The sequence below is a fragment of the Pantoea sp. SM3 genome (assembly GCF_000963995.1).
Taxonomy (GTDB): Bacteria; Pseudomonadota; Gammaproteobacteria; order Enterobacterales; family Enterobacteriaceae; genus Pantoea; species Pantoea rwandensis_B.
In genome coordinates, this window is record NZ_JZRD01000001.1 from 157552 (window position 1) to 175321 (window position 17770).

At 52.4% G+C, this 17770-nt stretch carries 16 protein-coding genes; 6 read left to right on the forward strand and 10 right to left on the reverse strand.

What is annotated here, in order from left to right:
- Positions 1-70: 70 nt before the first annotated feature.
- From nuoF to lrhA, 6 genes are all read right to left on the reverse strand, one after another.
- Positions 71-1411 carry an NADH-quinone oxidoreductase subunit NuoF gene (gene nuoF / locus VI01_RS00665; protein ID WP_197079552.1) on the reverse strand — a complete coding sequence of 447 codons (1341 nt, stop codon included), beginning with the start codon at positions 1409-1411 and terminating at the stop codon, positions 71-73.
- Between the two features lie 2 nt (positions 1412-1413).
- The gene (gene nuoE / locus VI01_RS00670) at positions 1414-1929 is read right to left on the reverse strand and encodes an NADH-quinone oxidoreductase subunit NuoE (RefSeq protein ID WP_038645741.1); all 516 of its coding nucleotides are present in this window, start codon (positions 1927-1929) and stop codon (positions 1414-1416) included.
- A gap of 2 nt (positions 1930-1931) precedes the next feature.
- A complete protein-coding gene (gene nuoC / locus VI01_RS00675) occupies positions 1932-3731 on the reverse strand; it encodes an NADH-quinone oxidoreductase subunit C/D (protein WP_045813647.1) in 1800 nt (599 codons plus the stop codon).
- Positions 3732-3847: 116 nt separating this feature from the next.
- Positions 3848-4528, reverse strand: coding sequence for an NADH-quinone oxidoreductase subunit B family protein (locus tag VI01_RS00680; RefSeq protein WP_007889318.1), 681 nt, complete (start codon positions 4526-4528; stop codon positions 3848-3850).
- A gap of 15 nt (positions 4529-4543) precedes the next feature.
- The gene (locus VI01_RS00685) at positions 4544-4987 is read right to left on the reverse strand and encodes an NADH-quinone oxidoreductase subunit A (protein WP_045813648.1); all 444 of its coding nucleotides are present in this window, start codon (positions 4985-4987) and stop codon (positions 4544-4546) included.
- Positions 4988-5647: 660 nt separating this feature from the next.
- Positions 5648-6571, reverse strand: coding sequence for a transcriptional regulator LrhA (lrhA, locus tag VI01_RS00690; RefSeq protein ID WP_045813649.1), 924 nt, complete (start codon positions 6569-6571; stop codon positions 5648-5650).
- A gap of 704 nt (positions 6572-7275) precedes the next feature.
- On the opposite strand from lrhA, the gene VI01_RS25285 reads away from it, so the two are divergent.
- From VI01_RS25285 to yfbR, 3 genes are all read left to right on the forward strand, one after another.
- On the forward strand, positions 7276-7509 hold the full coding sequence (locus VI01_RS25285) for a hypothetical protein (protein WP_156149323.1): 234 nt from the start codon (positions 7276-7278) through the stop codon (positions 7507-7509).
- A gap of 27 nt (positions 7510-7536) precedes the next feature.
- Positions 7537-8754, forward strand: a complete 1218-nt coding sequence (locus VI01_RS00695; protein WP_045813650.1) for a pyridoxal phosphate-dependent aminotransferase — start codon at positions 7537-7539, stop codon at positions 8752-8754.
- A 182-nt stretch (positions 8755-8936) separates the two neighbouring features.
- On the forward strand, positions 8937-9536 hold the full coding sequence (gene yfbR / locus VI01_RS00700; RefSeq protein WP_045813651.1) for a 5'-deoxynucleotidase: 600 nt from the start codon (positions 8937-8939) through the stop codon (positions 9534-9536).
- Between the two features lie 26 nt (positions 9537-9562).
- Here the strand turns inward: yfbR and VI01_RS00705 are convergent, their stop codons facing one another.
- From VI01_RS00705 to yfbV, 3 genes are all read right to left on the reverse strand, one after another.
- Entirely contained in the window at positions 9563-10222 is a 660-nt protein-coding gene (locus VI01_RS00705; protein ID WP_045813652.1) for a sugar phosphatase, read from the reverse strand.
- A 14-nt stretch (positions 10223-10236) separates the two neighbouring features.
- Entirely contained in the window at positions 10237-10731 is a 495-nt protein-coding gene (locus tag VI01_RS00710) for a YfbU family protein (protein WP_045813653.1), read from the reverse strand.
- Between the two features lie 151 nt (positions 10732-10882).
- Positions 10883-11335 (reverse strand): terminus macrodomain insulation protein YfbV, encoded by a 453-nt coding sequence (gene yfbV / locus VI01_RS00715; RefSeq protein WP_034825085.1) that lies wholly within the window; start codon positions 11333-11335, stop codon positions 10883-10885.
- A gap of 339 nt (positions 11336-11674) precedes the next feature.
- Here yfbV and ackA point away from each other — a divergent pair, with 339 nt between their 5' ends.
- The 3 genes from ackA (at position 11675) to VI01_RS00730 (ending at position 17161) form a co-directional block, all read left to right on the forward strand.
- Entirely contained in the window at positions 11675-12877 is a 1203-nt protein-coding gene (gene ackA, locus VI01_RS00720; protein ID WP_045813654.1) for an acetate kinase, read from the forward strand.
- A gap of 73 nt (positions 12878-12950) precedes the next feature.
- Complete coding sequence (pta, locus tag VI01_RS00725; protein ID WP_182058733.1) at positions 12951-15095, forward strand: phosphate acetyltransferase; 2145 nt, start codon at positions 12951-12953, stop codon at positions 15093-15095.
- Between the two features lie 806 nt (positions 15096-15901).
- Complete coding sequence (locus VI01_RS00730) at positions 15902-17161, forward strand: 4-aminobutyrate--2-oxoglutarate transaminase (RefSeq protein ID WP_045813695.1); 1260 nt, start codon at positions 15902-15904, stop codon at positions 17159-17161.
- A 46-nt stretch (positions 17162-17207) separates the two neighbouring features.
- On the opposite strand, the gene yfcD is transcribed toward VI01_RS00730, so the two are convergent.
- Positions 17208-17753, reverse strand: a complete 546-nt coding sequence (gene yfcD, locus VI01_RS00735; RefSeq protein WP_038645719.1) for an NUDIX hydrolase YfcD — start codon at positions 17751-17753, stop codon at positions 17208-17210.
- Between the last annotated feature and the right edge of the window lie 17 nt (positions 17754-17770).

The window sequence follows — 17770 nt, forward strand, 5'->3', positions numbered from 1 at the left end:
GAGCGTTAAACATCTAATTCTGTCCCCCGCGCCGTGTCGGCGCAGGGTGAATTCCGTGTACGGCGGCTGATTACCAGCGCGCTTTCAGCAGGTTGGGCTGAATACCACCGATCGATCGGGTATTGCCAAACACCTGCGGCGCAATGCCGGCTTCAAACTCTTCACGGAAATATTTAATCGCGCTCTGCAATGGCTCAACGGCACCCGGTGCGTGGGCACAGAAGGTTTTACCTGGGCCGAGTTGGCGGCAAAGTTGCAGCAGGGTTTCGATGTCACCCGGCTGGCCTTTTTTCTGCTCCAACGCACGCAGGATCTTCACGCTCCATGGCAAGCCATCACGGCACGGCGTACACCAGCCACAGGATTCACGCGCAAAGAACTCTTCGAGGTTACGCACCAGCGACACCATACCAATCTCATGATCAACCGCCATCGCCAGCGCAGTACCTAAACGGCTACCGGCTTTACCGATGCTGGCAAATTCCATTGGCAGGTCGAGATGTTGATCGGTCAGGAAGTCAGTCCCTGCACCGCCTGGCTGCCAGGCTTTAAACTTCAGGCCATCACGCATGCCACCGGCATAATCTTCCAGAATCTCACGCGCGGTCGTGCCAAACGGCAGTTCCCACACGCCAGGGTTATTCACACGACCAGAGAAGCCCATCATTTTGGTGCCGGTGTCTTCGCTGGTAGAGATGTTCTTGTACCAGTCAACACCGTTGAGGAAGATGGCTGGGACGTTGGACAAGGTTTCCACGTTGTTGACGCAGGTTGGCTTGCCCCATACGCCCGCACTCGCTGGGAATGGTGGCTTAGAACGCGGGTTCGCGCGGCGACCTTCCAGTGAGTTGATCAGCGCGGTTTCTTCACCACAGATATAGCGCCCAGCACCGGTATGCACGATCAGTTCAAAATCGAAACCGGTACCGAGAATGTTTTTACCGAGGTAGCCCGCTTCGGTGGCTTCGGCAATCGCACGGCGCAGATGCACGGCCGCTTCGATATACTCGCCACGCAAGAAGATGTAGCCCCGGTAGGCTTTCAAGGCGAACGCACTGATCAGCATACCTTCCACCAACTGGTGCGGCATTTGCTCCATCAGCAGGCGGTCTTTATAGGTGCCTGGCTCCATTTCATCGGCGTTACACAGCAGGTAACGGATGTTCATGGATTCGTCTTTCGGCATCAGGCTCCACTTCAGGCCGGTGTTAAAGCCTGCGCCACCGCGACCTTTCAGACCGGAGTCTTTCACTGCCGCAACGATTTCGTCCTGGCTCATACCTTTCAGTGCTTTATCAGCGCCGACATAACCGTTTTTACTGCGATATTCATCGATCCACACCGGCTGCTTGTCGTCGCGCAGACGCCAGGTGAGTGGATGAGTTTCCGCAGTACGAATGATCTGTTTAATGGTCATTGATACTGCTCCAGCAGATTGGCGATGCCTTCCGGGGTCAGATGAACATGGGTATCTTCATCCACCATCATGGTTGGGCCTTTGTCACAGTTGCCCAGGCAGCAGGTTGGCAGCAAGGTAAAGCGGCCATCGGCTGTGGTCTGGCCCGGCTTGATATTCAGGTTCTGCTCAAGCGCGGCTTGAATGCCCTGGAAACCTGTGATGTGGCACACCACGCTGTCGCAGTAACGAATAACGTGACGGCCTACCGGCGTACGGTAAATCTGGCTATAGAAAGTGGCCACACCTTCCACGTCACTGGCTGGAATACCCAGCACGTCAGCAATGGCATTGATGGCACCGTCCGGTACCCAACCACGCTGTTTCTGCACGATCTTCAACGCTTCAATCGAAGCGGCGCGCGCATCTTCGTAATGGTGTTTTTCGTGCTCGATAGCGTGGTGCTCGGTCTCGCTCAGCACAAAGACCTCATCAGGGTCGATAGTGTGAATGGCAATTTTTTGATCGTGCATAATTAGCGGTCCACGTCTGACATAACAAAATCGATACTACCGAGGTATACGATCAAGTCGGATACCAGGCTGCCGCGGATCACCGATGGGATCTGCTGCAGATGCGGGAAGCTTGGCGTACGCACGCGGGTGCGGTAGCTCATGGTGCTGCCATCGCTGGTCAGGTAGTAGCTGTTGATCCCTTTCGTCGCTTCAATCATCTGGAAGGATTCGTTGGCCGGCATGACCGGGCCCCACGAAACTTGCAGGAAGTGCGTGATCAGGGTTTCGATGTGTTGCAGCGTGCGCTCTTTCGGTGGCGGCGTGGTCAGCGGGTGATCCGCTTTGAACGGGCCTTCCGGCATGTTTTTCAGGCACTGTTCCAGAATGCGCAGTGACTGCCACATCTCTTCCATTTTCAGTTGAACGCGGGTGTAGGCATCACTAATGCCTGCGCCAACCGGGATCTCAAAATCGAAGTTTTCATAGCCTGAATACGGACGCCATTTACGTACGTCAAAGTCGAGGCCGGTGGCACGCAAGCCAGCACCGGTGGTGCCCCACGCCAGCGCTTCGTCCATGTTATACGCCGCAACGCCTTGCGAACGGCCCATCAACACGGTATTGCGCAGTGCGGCTTTGTCATACTCTTTCAGACGCTTCGGCATCCAGTCGAGGAACTCACGCAGCAGACGCTCCCACCCTTTCGGCAGATCGTGAGCCACACCGCCGATGCGGAACCAGGCTGGGTGCATACGGAAACCGGTAATCGCTTCAACCACGTCATAAATTTTCTGACGGTCGGTAAAGGCGAAGAACACCGGTGTCATCGCGCCAACGTCCTGGATAAAGGTGGAGATGTACAGCAAGTGGCTGTTGATGCGGAATAGCTCAGACAGCATCACGCGGATCACGTTGACGCGATCTGGCACGGTGATCCCGGCTAATTTTTCCACCGCCAGCACGTAGGGCATTTCGTTCACGCAGCCGCCGAGATATTCGATACGGTCAGTGTACGGAATGTAGCTGTGCCAGGATTGGCGCTCGCCCATCTTCTCAGCACCACGATGGTGGTAGCCGACATCAGGTACGCAGTCGACGATCTCTTCGCCATCCAACTGCAGGATGATACGGAAGGCACCGTGCGCGGACGGGTGGTTAGGACCCAAGTTGAGGAACATGAAGTCCTCATTGGTGGTGCTACGCTTCATGCCCCAATCTTCAGGCTTGAAGGTTAACGCCTCCATCTCCAGATCTTCTTTCTGCTTGGTCAGTTCGAACGGATCGAACTCAGTGGCACGCGCCGGGTAATCTTTACGCAGCGGATGGCCTTCCCAGGTCTGCGGCATCATGATGCGCGTCAGGTGCGGGTGACCATTAAAGGTGATACCAAACATCTCCCAGGTTTCGCGCTCATACCAGTTGGCATTGGCGAAGATTTTGGTGATGGTTGGCACATTCAGATCGTTTTCAGAGAGCGCCACCTTGAGCATGATGTCGCGGTTACGTTCAATCGAAAGCAGGTGATAGAAAACGGAAAAATCCGCGGCGGGTAAACCGGCGCGGTTGGTACGTAAACGCTCATCGAAGCCGTGCAAGTCATACAGCATGACATACGGCTTTGGCAGCTTACGCAAGAATTCGACAATTTCCAGTAACTGTTCACGTTTCACCCAGACGACCGGGATACCGGTGCGGGTGGCCTGAACGGTAAAGGCATCCGGCCCAAAACGGTTACGCAGCTCGCCGACCACTGGATCATCCAGATGGTCACGGGTTTGCCATGCAGGCTGAGCGAGATCTTGCGTGGTTAAATCTGTCATACGTTACTCACCATTCCGGCCTGTCATCAGGCACTCAAAAGAAGGCGTCAGGATGGCGGCGCACATTAAATTGTGATGTTCTGCTGCGGCCGTTGTGCCATCCGTGTACGGGAAGCTTAAACTTCGTCTGGCGTTCTCAGGTTAGTGACGGCAATACGCTCGCCGCGTTTTCTCTCACGCTCTGGCTGCATATTGGCGCGATAAACGCCCTGATCACCCACCACCCACGACAGTGGACGGCGCTCTTTGCCAATCGACTCACGCAGCAACAGCAGCGCCTGCATGTAAGCTTCAGGACGCGGTGGGCAGCCCGGGATGTACACGTCAACCGGCAGGAATTTATCCACGCCCTGCACCACAGAGTAGATGTCGTACATGCCGCCCGAGTTTGCACAAGCGCCCATGGAGATCACCCATTTCGGTTCCAGCATCTGGTCATACAAACGCTGAATAACCGGCGCCATTTTGGTAAAGGGCGTACCGGCGATCACCATAAAGTCAGCCTGACGTGGAGAGGCACGCATAACTTCCGCACCAAAACGTGCCACGTCATGCACCGCAGTGAATGACGTGGTCATTTCCACGTAGCAACAGGAAAGGCCGAAGTTATACGGCCAGAGAGAGTTCTTACGACCCCAGTTCACCATGTCATGCAGGGCGTGCTCGAGCTTGCCCATGTAGACGCTGCGATGAACGTGCTGCTCCAGGGGATCGGTAACAATCTCCTGTTTCTGCAGAGGATAACGATCGTTATCACCGCCGCCGTTCGGGTCTACGCGTGTCAGCGTGTAGTCCATCTTATTGCCTCGCTTTTACTGCTTATGAGGGTTGGTGTGGTTGTGGCTGACCGGGATTGATTTGACCACTACGCGACGACGCGCAGGAGCCCAATCCAGTGCACCGATGCGCACCAGATAAACCAGGCCTGCCAATAGCACCAAAATGAAAATTGCGGCTTCGACAAAGCCAACCCAACCGCTTTCACGGATTGAAGTCGACCATGCGTATAAATAGAGGGCTTCGATGTCGAAAATAACGAAGAACATCGCAACCAGATAGAATTTAGCGGAGAGGCGAATATGAGTATCACCGACAGATTCGATACCCGATTCAAACGGGGTGTCTTTATGGCGTGCCCGTGCACGACCACCTAACAACCAACCGCCGGTCAACATGAAGGCACACAGGCCAAATGCAATAACAATAAAAACAATAAACGCCCAGTGATGAGCGATCACTTCTGTGGTTGTCGACATACTCTTTGCTTACTCATCAAAAGTGGCGCTGGCATCCTGCACTGTTGCAGCAAACACACCACATGAATTCAAGGGAAGGATAAAAAACCTTGTAAACTATGCTGTCATTATCAAATAAGCAGCAATTTTATGGGGTTTTTTACTCCTTTCTATAACCTTTTGTCAACTTTGACAAAAGCATCCAAACATTAATTAACACCCGTAGCATATTATTAACAAACGAACCCCATCATACCAGCTAAATCGCTTCAGTTTGTGAGGTTAAATTCAGTGTAGCGGGTATTCACATGCATGGATCGTGCATTTAACAATCATATTTTGACAGGTCTTACAGGGATTTCCCCCCCCTTATAGGGGGTATTTTTTTGATCCAGAACACATAATGGTGTTTTTTGCTGTAAAAATCGGCGATTGGTACAGGCAAATGCCCTGGGAAAGATGGCACGGAATGATAAAGAAGTTCCAGTTTGAGCAAAAATGGAACAATCTCAATTTTTCAGGAAGTCAGGAATATTATTGATGGCGAATCGCGTTTGAAAGCGTGAATTAAAATGCATAAAAAGAGCCTTAGCTGAGGTTTATCAGTCTAAGGCTCATTTTAATAAGTTTTAACAATTAACCGGTATTCCAATATGAAGGAATAACCCGCTATTGTTCTCCTTACTCTTCGTCATCCAACAGCAGGGTGCCATCTGGATTTGCCGTCAGATTGTAAGGATCGTTGGTCGACTGCATCGCATTGAAGATCGCCAGCGCCAACTCGTTATCACTGTCTGGATTACGACACAACAGGTACTGAGTATCCGGCAATACCGGCAGCCCTTCAGCTGCACCCATCACACGCAGCTCTGGGCTCATCATCTCAACCGGACGTGCTGTAACACCCAGACCCGCTTTCACTGCCGCACGCACCGCTGCCAGCGTTGATGCAACATACGAAATGCGCCATGGGATGCCCGCTTCATTCAGATGATCGATCGCCATGTCACGGTACGGACTTGGTTCATCCAGCAGCACCAGTGGAATGGCTTCGCCGCGCTGGAAGATGTAATCCGCAGCACAGTACCAAAGCGTAGGTGAGGTACGCAGGACCTGATGGGTGAAATTACCAGGACTGGACGTGGTGACAACCAGATCAACCTCACCCTGATTCAGCATTTCCATCATGAACGGGTTGCGTTTGACGCGCACATCAATGGCCAGCTTCGGATAGACCGACGTTACGCGGTTAAGCAGGAACGGCAGAATGGTATCGGAAGTGTCATCGGAGGCGCCGATGGTCAGTACGCCCTGGATGTTGCTGTACATTAAAGAGGTGCACGCTTCGTCATTGAAACGAAGGATCTTTCTGGCGTAGCCGAGCAACTGGATGCCATGCTCCGTCAACAGTTTATTACGTCCATGTCTGGCAAACAGCTCTTTACCTACCAATTGTTCCAGACGTTGCATCTGCTGACTTACTGCGGATTGCGTTCTGCACACTGCTGCAGCCGCCGCCGCAAAAGTATTCAAGTCAGCAACAGCAACAAAAGTACGCAGCAGATCGAGGTCGAGATTCAGTATCGGACGATTTGCATTAATCATGTTTTTTCTTCACTTATAAGATTTTTTGAAACTACTACCCTGGTGTATTACCCTACTTATCAAATAGATAAGAGGTAATGGTGCTTAATGACAGCCCTGTGTGGAGCTGTCATGGAAAAATCGTGTCAGGCGGATGCCGACGGATACGTCACTCTGTATTCAGAGGAGCGCCGTCTAATAAGACAGAACAACTTCGGGTCCGAAGACGTATGTCGCACAGGTGCTGGAAGCTGCGTAGTTGTCTAGTTTCCCGCGAAAACGGCCTGCGGGTCAAAAAGAGATAACATCATGTTATGCTGATGCGAAGCGATAAAGTGCATCAAATAATAAATTATACTTAATCATTTTTACGCTTTAAAGGGAAATGTTTTCGATCAAATCATCGCATTTTTTGACCAAATCCCTTTTCCGCTACATCCTGCCACAATGCCGCTCATTTTTTAACCATCCAGGTTCTTAAACTGCTGCAGCAGCGTTAAAGTTACAGTGTAAATGCTATTTAAACGGCTGCTGTGTTCAGAATAGGTCACTTCGCAGCGCTTCATGCTGCCACCTTAAACTGATTAAGAATGCGTGACATTCAATGGCACCAGCGATGGCTGCAACGGCACTGTTTAGTTCTTCGACATCCAACAAGATTTCTTTAACTATTTCATCAGGTCGCTAATGGTTTTTTTTGCAGGATGTAAATAAAAAATTTCTTAATGACCTCCAATACCTATGGATTAGCGGCTTTACAGCACCAGCACAAACCATTAGCATTTTGTATTATAAAAATACCCACCAATAGAGTTATTAACCAGATTAACCCTCATATACTGCGTTTTGCGCCACCCGAGGCGGGAATCATTGGCAAACGCGCCAAAACCTTAAGCCGCCCTTCTTTTGTGACAATGAGAGGAGTAAATTGGGCAGGTTTGATTTTGGTGGCAGGTTAAAGGACTCTGCCCGTTAAGGCGGTAATGATGAATTTTCAAATTGATAAATCCGGCAAGCTGGAAAATGTCTGTTATGACATCCGTGGCCCGGTACTGAAAGAAGCTAAGCGTCTGGAAGAAGAAGGTAATAAAGTTCTCAAACTCAACATCGGCAACCCTGCCCCGTTTGGTTTTGAAGCCCCTGATGAAATTTTGGTTGATGTGATTCGCAACCTGCCGAGTTCGCAAGGCTATTGTGATTCAAAAGGGCTGTATTCGGCGCGTAAAGCGATTATGCAGCACTACCAGGCGCGTGATATGCGCGATGTTACCGTCGAAGATATCTACATTGGTAACGGTGTCTCTGAACTGATTGTGCAGGCGATGCAAGCATTGCTGAACAGTGGTGATGAGATGCTGGTACCTGCGCCAGATTATCCGTTATGGACGGCAGCCGTGTCGCTGTCGAGCGGTAAAGCTGTGCATTATCTGTGTGATGAGTCTGCGGGCTGGTTCCCGGATTTGGACGATATCCGCAGTAAGATAACCCCGCGCACGCGTGGCATCGTCATCATCAACCCGAACAACCCAACGGGTGCGGTGTACAGCAAAGAACTGCTGATGGAAGTGGTGGAGATTGCGCGTCAGCATAACCTGATCATTTTCGCTGACGAAATCTACGACAAGATTTTGTACGACGAGTCACAGCACCATTCGATTGCGGCACTGGCGCCGGATTTGATGACCGTGACCTTTAATGGCCTGTCGAAAACCTACCGTGTTGCGGGGTTCCGTCAGGGTTGGATGGTGTTAAACGGTCCGAAGAAACACGCTAAGGGCTATATCGAAGGGCTGGAAATGCTGGCGTCGATGCGTTTGTGCGCCAACGTACCTGCTCAGCATGCGATTCAAACAGCGCTAGGCGGCTATCAAAGTATCAGCGAGTTTATTGCACCTGGTGGTCGTTTGTATGAACAGCGCCAACGTGCCTGGGAATTGATTGACGATATTCCGGGCGTCAGCTGCGTGAAACCGCAAGGTGCTTTGTACATGTTCCCGCGCATCGATCCAAAGAAATTCAACATCTTTGACGATCAAAAAATGGTGCTGGATTTCCTGTTACAAGAGAAAGTGCTGCTGGTTCAGGGTACCGCCTTTAACTGGCCATGGCCGGATCACGTGCGCATCGTCACCTTGCCACGTGTTGATGATCTGGAAATGGCGATCAATAAATTTGGTCGTTTCCTGCAAGGCTATCGTCAGTAGTCTGACACACTGACCCGCAATGCATGAAGGCAGCAAGTGAATGAATCCCGGTTGCTTACCTGCGTGAGCGACTTGGGTGAGTGAACTCAGCTCACGCACATGCAACCCGAAGTATGAAGGGTATATACTGTTTTCATCTCGGGGAAGGCACTCCTTCCCCGCCGTGAGAACAGGAACCGTCTATGACCCGTAGCCACTTTTTCGCCCATCTCTCCCGTCTTAAACTGATTAACCGCTGGCCATTGATGCGCAACGTGCGCACCGAAAATGTCTCTGAACACAGTCTTCAGGTGGCGATGGTGGCGCATGCGTTGGCCATCATCAAAAACAAAAAATTTAACGGCAATCTCAATGCAGAGCGTATTGCGATGCTGGCGCTGTATCACGATGCCAGTGAAGTGCTGACCGGTGATTTACCCACGCCGGTGAAGTATTACAACGCGCAAATTGCGCATGAGTACAAAAAGATCGAAAAGATCGCCCAGCAGAAGTTGATCGAGATGTTGCCGCCGGAATTGCAGGATGCCTACCGTCTGTTGATTGACGAGCATTTGCATAGCGAAAGTGAACAAGCGGTGGTGAAACAGGCTGACGCGCTGTGCGCCTACGTGAAATGTCTGGAAGAGCTGTCAGCAGGAAATAACGAGTTTTTGCTGGCCAAGGCACGCCTGGAGAAAACACTGTCACAGCGTCGTTCCCCAGAAATGGATTACTTTGTAGAGATATTCATTCCAAGCTTTAGTCTCTCGCTGGATGAAATTTCTCAGGATACCCCATTATAAAAAACGGGCCGCTATGGCCCGTTCTGTCAGATGTTGGCAGAAAGCGTAAACGTGCCGTTTTCTGCACGGGAAACCACCAGCGGTTCCAGTGTTTTCACCTGCCAGGTCACTTCATTCAGGCGCGGGGCATCCGTGGGTGCATTGACGGCAACCACTGCACTGCGCGCTTCCAGCCCGGCAATAATGCCGGCGGGAGCATCTTCAACCACAACGCATTCCGCTGCAGGCAGCCCCAGGCGTTCAGCACCCAGCAGATACGGCTCCGGGTTCGGTTTACCCAATTTAATGTTTTCTGCGGTAATGAACACTTCCGGCATGGGTAAACCTGCCGCTTTGTGACGCGCGTGAGCCACCGGGATCGATCCTGAGGTCACAATCGCCCAGGGAATCTGCAGTTCGTTAAGCGTGGCGAGCAATGCCTTCGCCCCCGGAATCGCTTGCACGCCCTGCGTGTCTTCTGCTTCTAAACGTTCAAGCCACAGAAACTCCGCCTGAATCGCCTCTTCAGACTGTCCTGCCATAAAATGGCGCAATGAATTGATAGCTGGCTTACCGTGTATGAAGTTCAGGACTTCTTCCGCCGCAATACCCTGGCGCTCGCCCCACAATGACCATGCGCGGATCACCGCAGGCAATGAATCCACCAACGTACCGTCCAAATCAAACAGAAAACCCCTGTACTTCACGCGTCGCTCCTTATTCAGGCATTGAGAATCTGCGCGATTTCGTTCGCGCTAAGATGATACTGACGCGGACAAGTGTGCCACACCGCCAGCATGCGTTGGTATTTTTCCCACATCGGCGTCTGGGCATTGAAGCCATGCGTACCGGAATCAAACTGGGTGTAGCGCCCTTCCACGTTCACCATGAAGCGCACATAGCCGAGATAGCGTGCTTCGGTGGCCGCGTCAAAACCGAGAAATGCCAGACGGCGCTCTTCGATAGTACTGGCTTCTTTCAGATTCGACCAGGAGACATGCAGCGCATGGTGCATTTCCATAATATCGATGAGCTGGCGGCAGGTGGCTTCCGTGAGCTCGCCAAACTCTTTGTCGAGTTCGCGCAGTTGCAGGCCGTAGCCCCGTTCGATGATGGTCTGGTAGCGGCGATAGCGCTCCGCATTTTCAGGCTCAAGCATCGCCATCATTTTGTATTGATTGGAGAGGATCAGTCGTTGTGCATGGGTCATTTCCACGGTTCGCTCCCGGGCCATCACGGCCGCTTAAGATTTAAACAATGGATAAATGATTACACAAGGAAAGCGATGCGTGTTTGCCCGCATCACTTTTCTTTGATTTAAACCCGGTTACTGCACACATTCTCTGGCAGTAAAAGGGGATGATCGATCAAAGATCGTCGAGGAAGGTACGATCGAGTTGTTTGAAGGCGCGCTTCAGCACATCGGCCAGCGCCTGGTAAGTCGGTTTACCATCAACGGGGGCAATCGCTTGTCCCGCTTCTTCCAGTTTTGCGCGCACTTCGTGGAACCAGTGCAGTAAAGTCGGCGGCAATGGCGTGATGGAGCGTTTACCCAGCCACCACAATCCCTGCATCGGCAGACTGCAGGCAAACAATGCGGTGGCAATCGCCGGTCCCAACTGCCCGCCCATGGCGATTTGCCACGTCAGGGTGAATATCGCCAGCGGGGGCATAAAGCGGATGGCAAAACGCGTTGCCGTCACCACGCGGTTTTCAGGGAACATCGGTGCCAGTCGTTTGTCGGCTGGCCAGGTCTTCATGTAACGCTGACCGTTCTGGAATAAACCAAACCAGCCGGGATTGCTTGTGTCATTCGCCATGATAGACCTCAACTAATTCTGCAACGATTAAAATAAAATGATAACTACACAACTTTACGTGACATCCTTCAAAAGATTTTGTCTTTGCGGGTGACAGTGGGTATTCTGACGCCGTTTTAGCAACATTACCCGAAGCTACAGCTCAATAAAAGAGCGGTTTAGAGCCATGTTTCGCTAAGCAGATTTCAAAAATCTGCGTAAAATTACCGAAATTTTTTTGCATGTCGGTCTCTTTTTGACTACCGCATGATGTTAATCATTAATCTACCAGCATTCATGGGCTACGCTGTTAGTCTGATTGCGTTATTTTTAGCCACTCTTTAATCAATAGGTACTTCCATGTCAACGAAGTTAGTACTGGTTCTGAACTGCGGCAGCTCTTCACTTAAGTTTGCCATCCTCAATCCAGCCACCGGTGACGAATATCTGTCAGGTCTGGCGGAGTGTTTCCATTTACCTGAAGCGCGTATCAAATGGAAACTGGAAGGCAGCAAACAAGAAGCGCCTCTCGGCGCAGGTGCAGCGCACAGTGAAGCGCTGAACTTCATTGTTAAAACTATTCTGGCACAAAAACCAGAGCTTTCGGCACAAATCGCTGCAATCGGCCATCGTATCGTTCACGGCGGCGAGCAGCTGACTAAATCGGTCATCATCGATGAATCAGTGATTCAGGGTATTAAAGATGCTTCCTCTTTTGCCCCGCTGCACAATCCGGCACATCTGATCGGCATCGACGAAGCGTTGAAGAATTTCCCGCACCTGTCAGATAAGAATGTGGCGGTTTTTGATACGGCATTCCATCAGACTATGCCGGAAGAGTCTTATCTTTATGCTCTGCCGTACAAACTGTACAAAGAGCACGGCGTTCGTCGCTATGGCGCACACGGCACCAGCCACTACTATGTGACGCAGGAAGCCGCCAAAATGCTGAACAAGCCAGTCAACGAACTGAACATCATCACCTGCCACCTCGGCAACGGCGGTTCCGTTTCGGCTATCCGCAACGGTCAGTGCGTCGATACTTCCATGGGTCTGACGCCGCTGGAAGGTCTGGTCATGGGCACCCGCAGTGGTGATATCGACCCGGCGATCGTGTTCTTCCTGCATGACACGCTGGGTATGAGCGTGGATGCGATCAACAAGCTGCTGACCAAAGAGTCTGGTCTGCTGGGTCTGACCGAAGTCACCAGTGACTGCCGCTATGTTGAAGACAACTACGCGACTAAAGAAGATGCTAAGCGTGCGATGGACGTGTTCTGCCACCGTCTGGCGAAATACATCGGCAGCTATACCGCGTTGATGGAAGGTCGTCTGGATGCCGTGGTGTTCACCGGTGGTATCGGTGAGAACGCGGCGATGGTGCGTGAGCTGTCATTGGCAAAACTCGCATTGCTGGGCTTCGAAGTGGATCACGAGCGTAACCTTGCTGCCCGCTTTGGTAAGTCTGGTTTTATCAACAAAGAGGGCACCCGCCCGGCCGTGGTGATCCCAACCAACGAAGAGTTGGTCATCGCCCAGGACGCCGCGCGTCTGACCGCCTAAATACACTTCTCTCCGTCAGCTCAGGCTGACGGAGTTGTTTTGGCTAGTCTGCAACACCTGAGAGGTTTTTATAGTGTCACGTACAATCATGCTCATCCCTACCGGCACCAGCGTCGGCCTGACCAGCGTCAGCCTCGGCGTGATTCGTGCCATGGAGCGCAAAGGCGTTCGCCTGAGCGTGTTCAAGCCGATTGCCCAGCCACGTGCGGGCGGCGATGCGCCAGATCAAACCACCACCATCATTCGTAAGAACTCCGCGATCCCTGCCGCTGAACCGCTGCAGATGTCACGCGTTGAGTCACTGTTGGGTTCGAACCAGCAAGACGTGTTGATGGAAGAGATCATTGCTAACTACCACGCGAATGCGCAAGACGCGGAAGTGGTGTTGGTGGAAGGGCTGGTGCCAACGCGTAAGCATCAGTTTGCCTCTTCACTGAACTATGAAATCGCTAAAACCCTGAATGCAGAAATCGTGTTCGTGACGGCGCTGGGCAATGATTCGCCTGCGCAGTTGAAAGAGCGCATTGAATTAACGCAAAGCAGCTTTGGCGGCAGTAAGAACAAGAACATCACCGGCGTGATCATTAATAAGCTGAACGCGCCAGTGGATGAGCAGGGTCGTACGCGCCCTGACCTGTCTGAAATTTTCGATGATTCGACCAAAGCGAATATTGCCAATATCGATCCTAAGCAGCTGTTTGCTAACAGTCCATTGCCGATTCTCGGCTGTGTGCCCTGGAGTTTCGATCTGATCGCGACGCGTGCCATCGATATGTGCCGCCATCTGAATGCAGAGATTATTAACGAAGGTGAGATCCAGACCCGCCGCGTGAAATCGGTGACTTTCTGCGCACGTAGCATTCCGCATATGCTGGAGCACTTCCGCCCAGGTTCACTGTTGGTGACGTCAGCCGATCGTCCAGACGTGTTGGTTGCAGCGTGTCTCGCCGCCATGAACGGTATTGAGATTGGTGCCGTGTTGCTGACCGGTGGTTATCAGATTGAAGCACCGATTGCGCGTCTGTGTGAACGTGCCTTCCAGACCGGCCTGCCGGTGTTTATGGTGAAAACCAATACCTGGCAGACCTCACTGAGCCTGCAGAGCTTTAATCTGGAAGTTCCTGCAGATGATACCCAGCGCATTGAGAAGGTGCAGGAGTATGTGGCCAGCTTTATCGATGCCGATTGGGTGGAATCACTCACTGCCACGTCCGAGCGTAGCCGTCGTCTGTCTCCACCAGCCTTCCGTTATCAACTGACCGAGCTGGCACGTAAAGCCGGCAAACGCATTGTGCTGCCAGAAGGTGACGAGCCGCGTACGGTGAAAGCCGCTGCGATTTGCGCCGAGCGTGGCATTGCATCTTGTGTACTGTTGGGTAACCCTGACGAGATCCAGCGTGTGGCTGCCGCTCAGGGTGTGGTGCTGGGCCAGGGCATTGAGATTGTCGATCCAGAAGTGGTGCGCGAGAATTATGTGCCGCGTTTGGTTGAGTTGCGTAAGAGCAAAGGCATGACCGAAGTGGTCGCGCAGGAGCAGCTGGAAGATAACGTGATGCTCGGCACCATGATGCTGGAACGCGGCGAAGTGGACGGTTTGGTGTCGGGTGCAGTGCATACCACCGCTAACACCATTCGTCCGCCGTTGCAGTTGATCAAGACCGCTCCAAACAGTTCGCTGGTGTCTTCAGTGTTCTTTATGCTGCTGCCTGAGCAGGTGCTGGTGTATGGCGACTGTGCGATTAACCCGGATCCGAATCCAGAACAGCTGGCAGAGATCGCAATTCAGTCTGCGGATTCCGCCAAAGCCTTTGGTATCGATCCACGCGTGGCGATGATTTCCTACTCAACCGGTAATTCCGGTGCGGGTAGTGACGTTGAGAAGGTACGCGAAGCGACGCGTATTGCTCAGGAGAAACGTCCTGATCTGGTGATCGATGGTCCGTTGCAGTATGACGCCGCCATTATGGAAGACGTGGCGAAGTCGAAAGCACCGAACTCTGCCGTTGCAGGTCGTGCAACCGTGTTTATCTTCCCGGATCTGAACACCGGTAACACTACTTACAAAGCGGTTCAGCGTTCGGCCGATCTGATTTCCATCGGGCCGATGCTGCAGGGTATGCGCAAGCCGGTGAACGATTTGTCACGTGGCGCATTGGTGGATGACATTGTTTATACCATCGCACTGACCGCGATTCAGTCACAGCAGGCAGAAGGTTAAGTCTATTTTCTTCCTGCTGAGTGTAGAGAGCATGAGGGTTAAACCTTGTGCTCTTTTTTTTGCTGCCAGTTTGGTGGGATGCGACCGGTAGATTGCCTGGTGCTGTCTTTGCTGGGGGCTGGGGGCAATCGTTGCTGCAGGCTGGGTGCAATCGACAGGGAAGGCCAGTCCGATCGCGAAGGATAAACGCATCCCTGCAGATCGGCCGCGCCGTCCATGGCGCGGACGCTTCGCTCTTCGCACTGGCCTTCCCTATCTTTCAAACATCATCATCGCTTTTGCAGTGCACAACTTCGCATTCTTATCGTTTGTGAGAAGGATTCTCGTGCATTCCTGTTGGCACTCTCCTTCCCTGTTTTTCAAACATCATCATCGCTTTTGCAGTGAACACCTTCGCATTCTTACCCTTTGTGAGAAGGGTTCTCGTGCATTTCTGTTGGCACTCTCCTTCCCTGCCTTTCAAACTTCACCATCGCTTTTGCAGTGCACACCTTCGCATACTTACCCTTTGTGAGAAGGGTTCTCGTGCATTTCTGTTGGCACTCTCCTTTCCTTCCTTTCAAACTTCATCATCGCTTTTGTGCTGCAAACCTCCGCGTTCTTACCGTTTGTGAAGAGCGGATCTAGCGTGTGTTTTAGTGGGCACTCTCCTTCCCTGCCTTTCAAACTTCATCATCGCTTTTAGGGTACACACCTTCGCATTGGGACCTTATATAACGAGGCGATTTTCACGCAGTTGTTCACTGGCGAAAAAACATCCTGCCGCTCACACTGATGACAGTCCCCCGTGAATTGCGAGGTTAATGATGAGCAACAGTGATGTGCACACTCGTCGATTGAAGGCCACGCCGCGCGGCGTGGGTGTGATGTGTGATTTCTATGCGGTCAAGGCGGAAAACGCCACGGTGTGGGATCAGAAAGGGCGCGAATACACTGATTTCGCGGCGGGTATCGCGGTGCTGAATACCGGGCATCGTCATCCGAAAGTGATGGCGGCCGTGCAACAGCAGTTGGATTGTTTTACCCATACCGCGTTTCAGATCATCCCCTATGAAAGCTATATTCATCTCGCTGAAAGGCTTAACCAGTGCGTTCCGATAAGCGGCGCAGTGAAAACCACTTTTTTCTCCAGCGGCGCGGAGGCGGTGGAGAATGCGGTGAAGATTGCCCGCGCGGCGACCGGGCGTCCCGGCATTATCGCGTTCACAGGCGCATTTCATGGTCGCACCTATATGACGATGTCACTGACGGGTAAGGTCGTGCCTTACAAAACCGGCTTTGGGCCGTTCGCCGGTTCGGTATTTCACGCCCAGTATCCCAATGCGCTGCACAACGTGAGCGTGCATCAGTCATTGGAGAGTCTTGAGGCCATTTTCCGCAGTGATATCAGCCCACAGCAGGTGGCGGCGATCATTTTCGAACCCGTGCAGGGCGAAGGCGGTTTTTATATTGCGCCGCCAGCGTTTGTATCTGCGTTACGCGCCTTGTGCGATCGTCACGGCATTTTGTTAATCGCCGATGAGATTCAGAGCGGTTTTGCGCGCACCGGCAAGCTGTTCGCCAGTGAGTATTACGATGTGCAGCCAGATTTGATCACCATGGCAAAAAGTCTGGCGGGCGGGTTTCCGTTATCGGCCGTATCCGGGCGTGCCGAAGTGATGGATGCCCCTGAACCGGGGGGTTTAGGTGGCACTTATGCGGGCAGCCCGCCCGCGATAGCCGCCGCGCATGCCGTGCTGGATATTATTGATGAAGAGCAGTTGTGCGCACGCGCTAACCAATTGGGCGAACAACTCAGTGCCACTTTGCGGAGTGCAGGATGCGCATCCCTTGCTGAGGTGCGCGGGTACGGCTCAATGGTTGCGGCAGAGTTTCAGGATGACTCAGGCCGACCATCAGCAGAAATCACCAAAGCGATTCAGTTACAGGCGCTGGCACAAGGGCTGATTTTACTGACCTGTGGCGTACACAGTAATGTGATCCGTTTTCTTTATCCGCTGACGATTCCGCAGCCACAGTTTGATAAGGCCCTGCAACTGCTCAAAGACATTTTGCGTGAGCATTAGAAACAACAAAGGCGCCGTTGGGCGCCTTGTTCGAACGTAGCGGGAATCAGGATTCGCTGCTCTGCTTGCGACGCGCGGCATCGCTGTTGCGGCTCAGCCACAGTGATACGGCTTTGAGCGAGTCATCGGTGAATTCATCGCAGCGTGCAGTGATCTCTTCTGGCGTCATCCAGAACACTTCATCCACTTCTTCTTCCTGCATGGCGAATGGGCCATGTGATACACAGCTAAACAATCCGCCCCAGACGCGGCAGTGTTCATCTTCGAAGTAGAATTTACCATGTTCGGCAAACGGTACTGCGGCGATCCCCAATTCTTCTTCCGCTTCACGGCGTGCAGATTCCAGCAGGTCCTCACCACTCTGTACCACGCCACCGGCGGTCGCATCGAGCATACCCGGCATGAAGTCTTTGATTTCAGTACGACGCTGCACCAGAATTTTGCCCATACCATCATGCACCACGATGTAGGTCGCACGGTGACGCAAATTCTGCGCACGCATCTGCGCACGGCTGGCTTGCGCAATGACTTCGTTCTCTTCACTAACGATATCAACCCACTCGATACCGCTATCTGCCGTTTGATCCACCATCCGTAACCCTTTTCTGT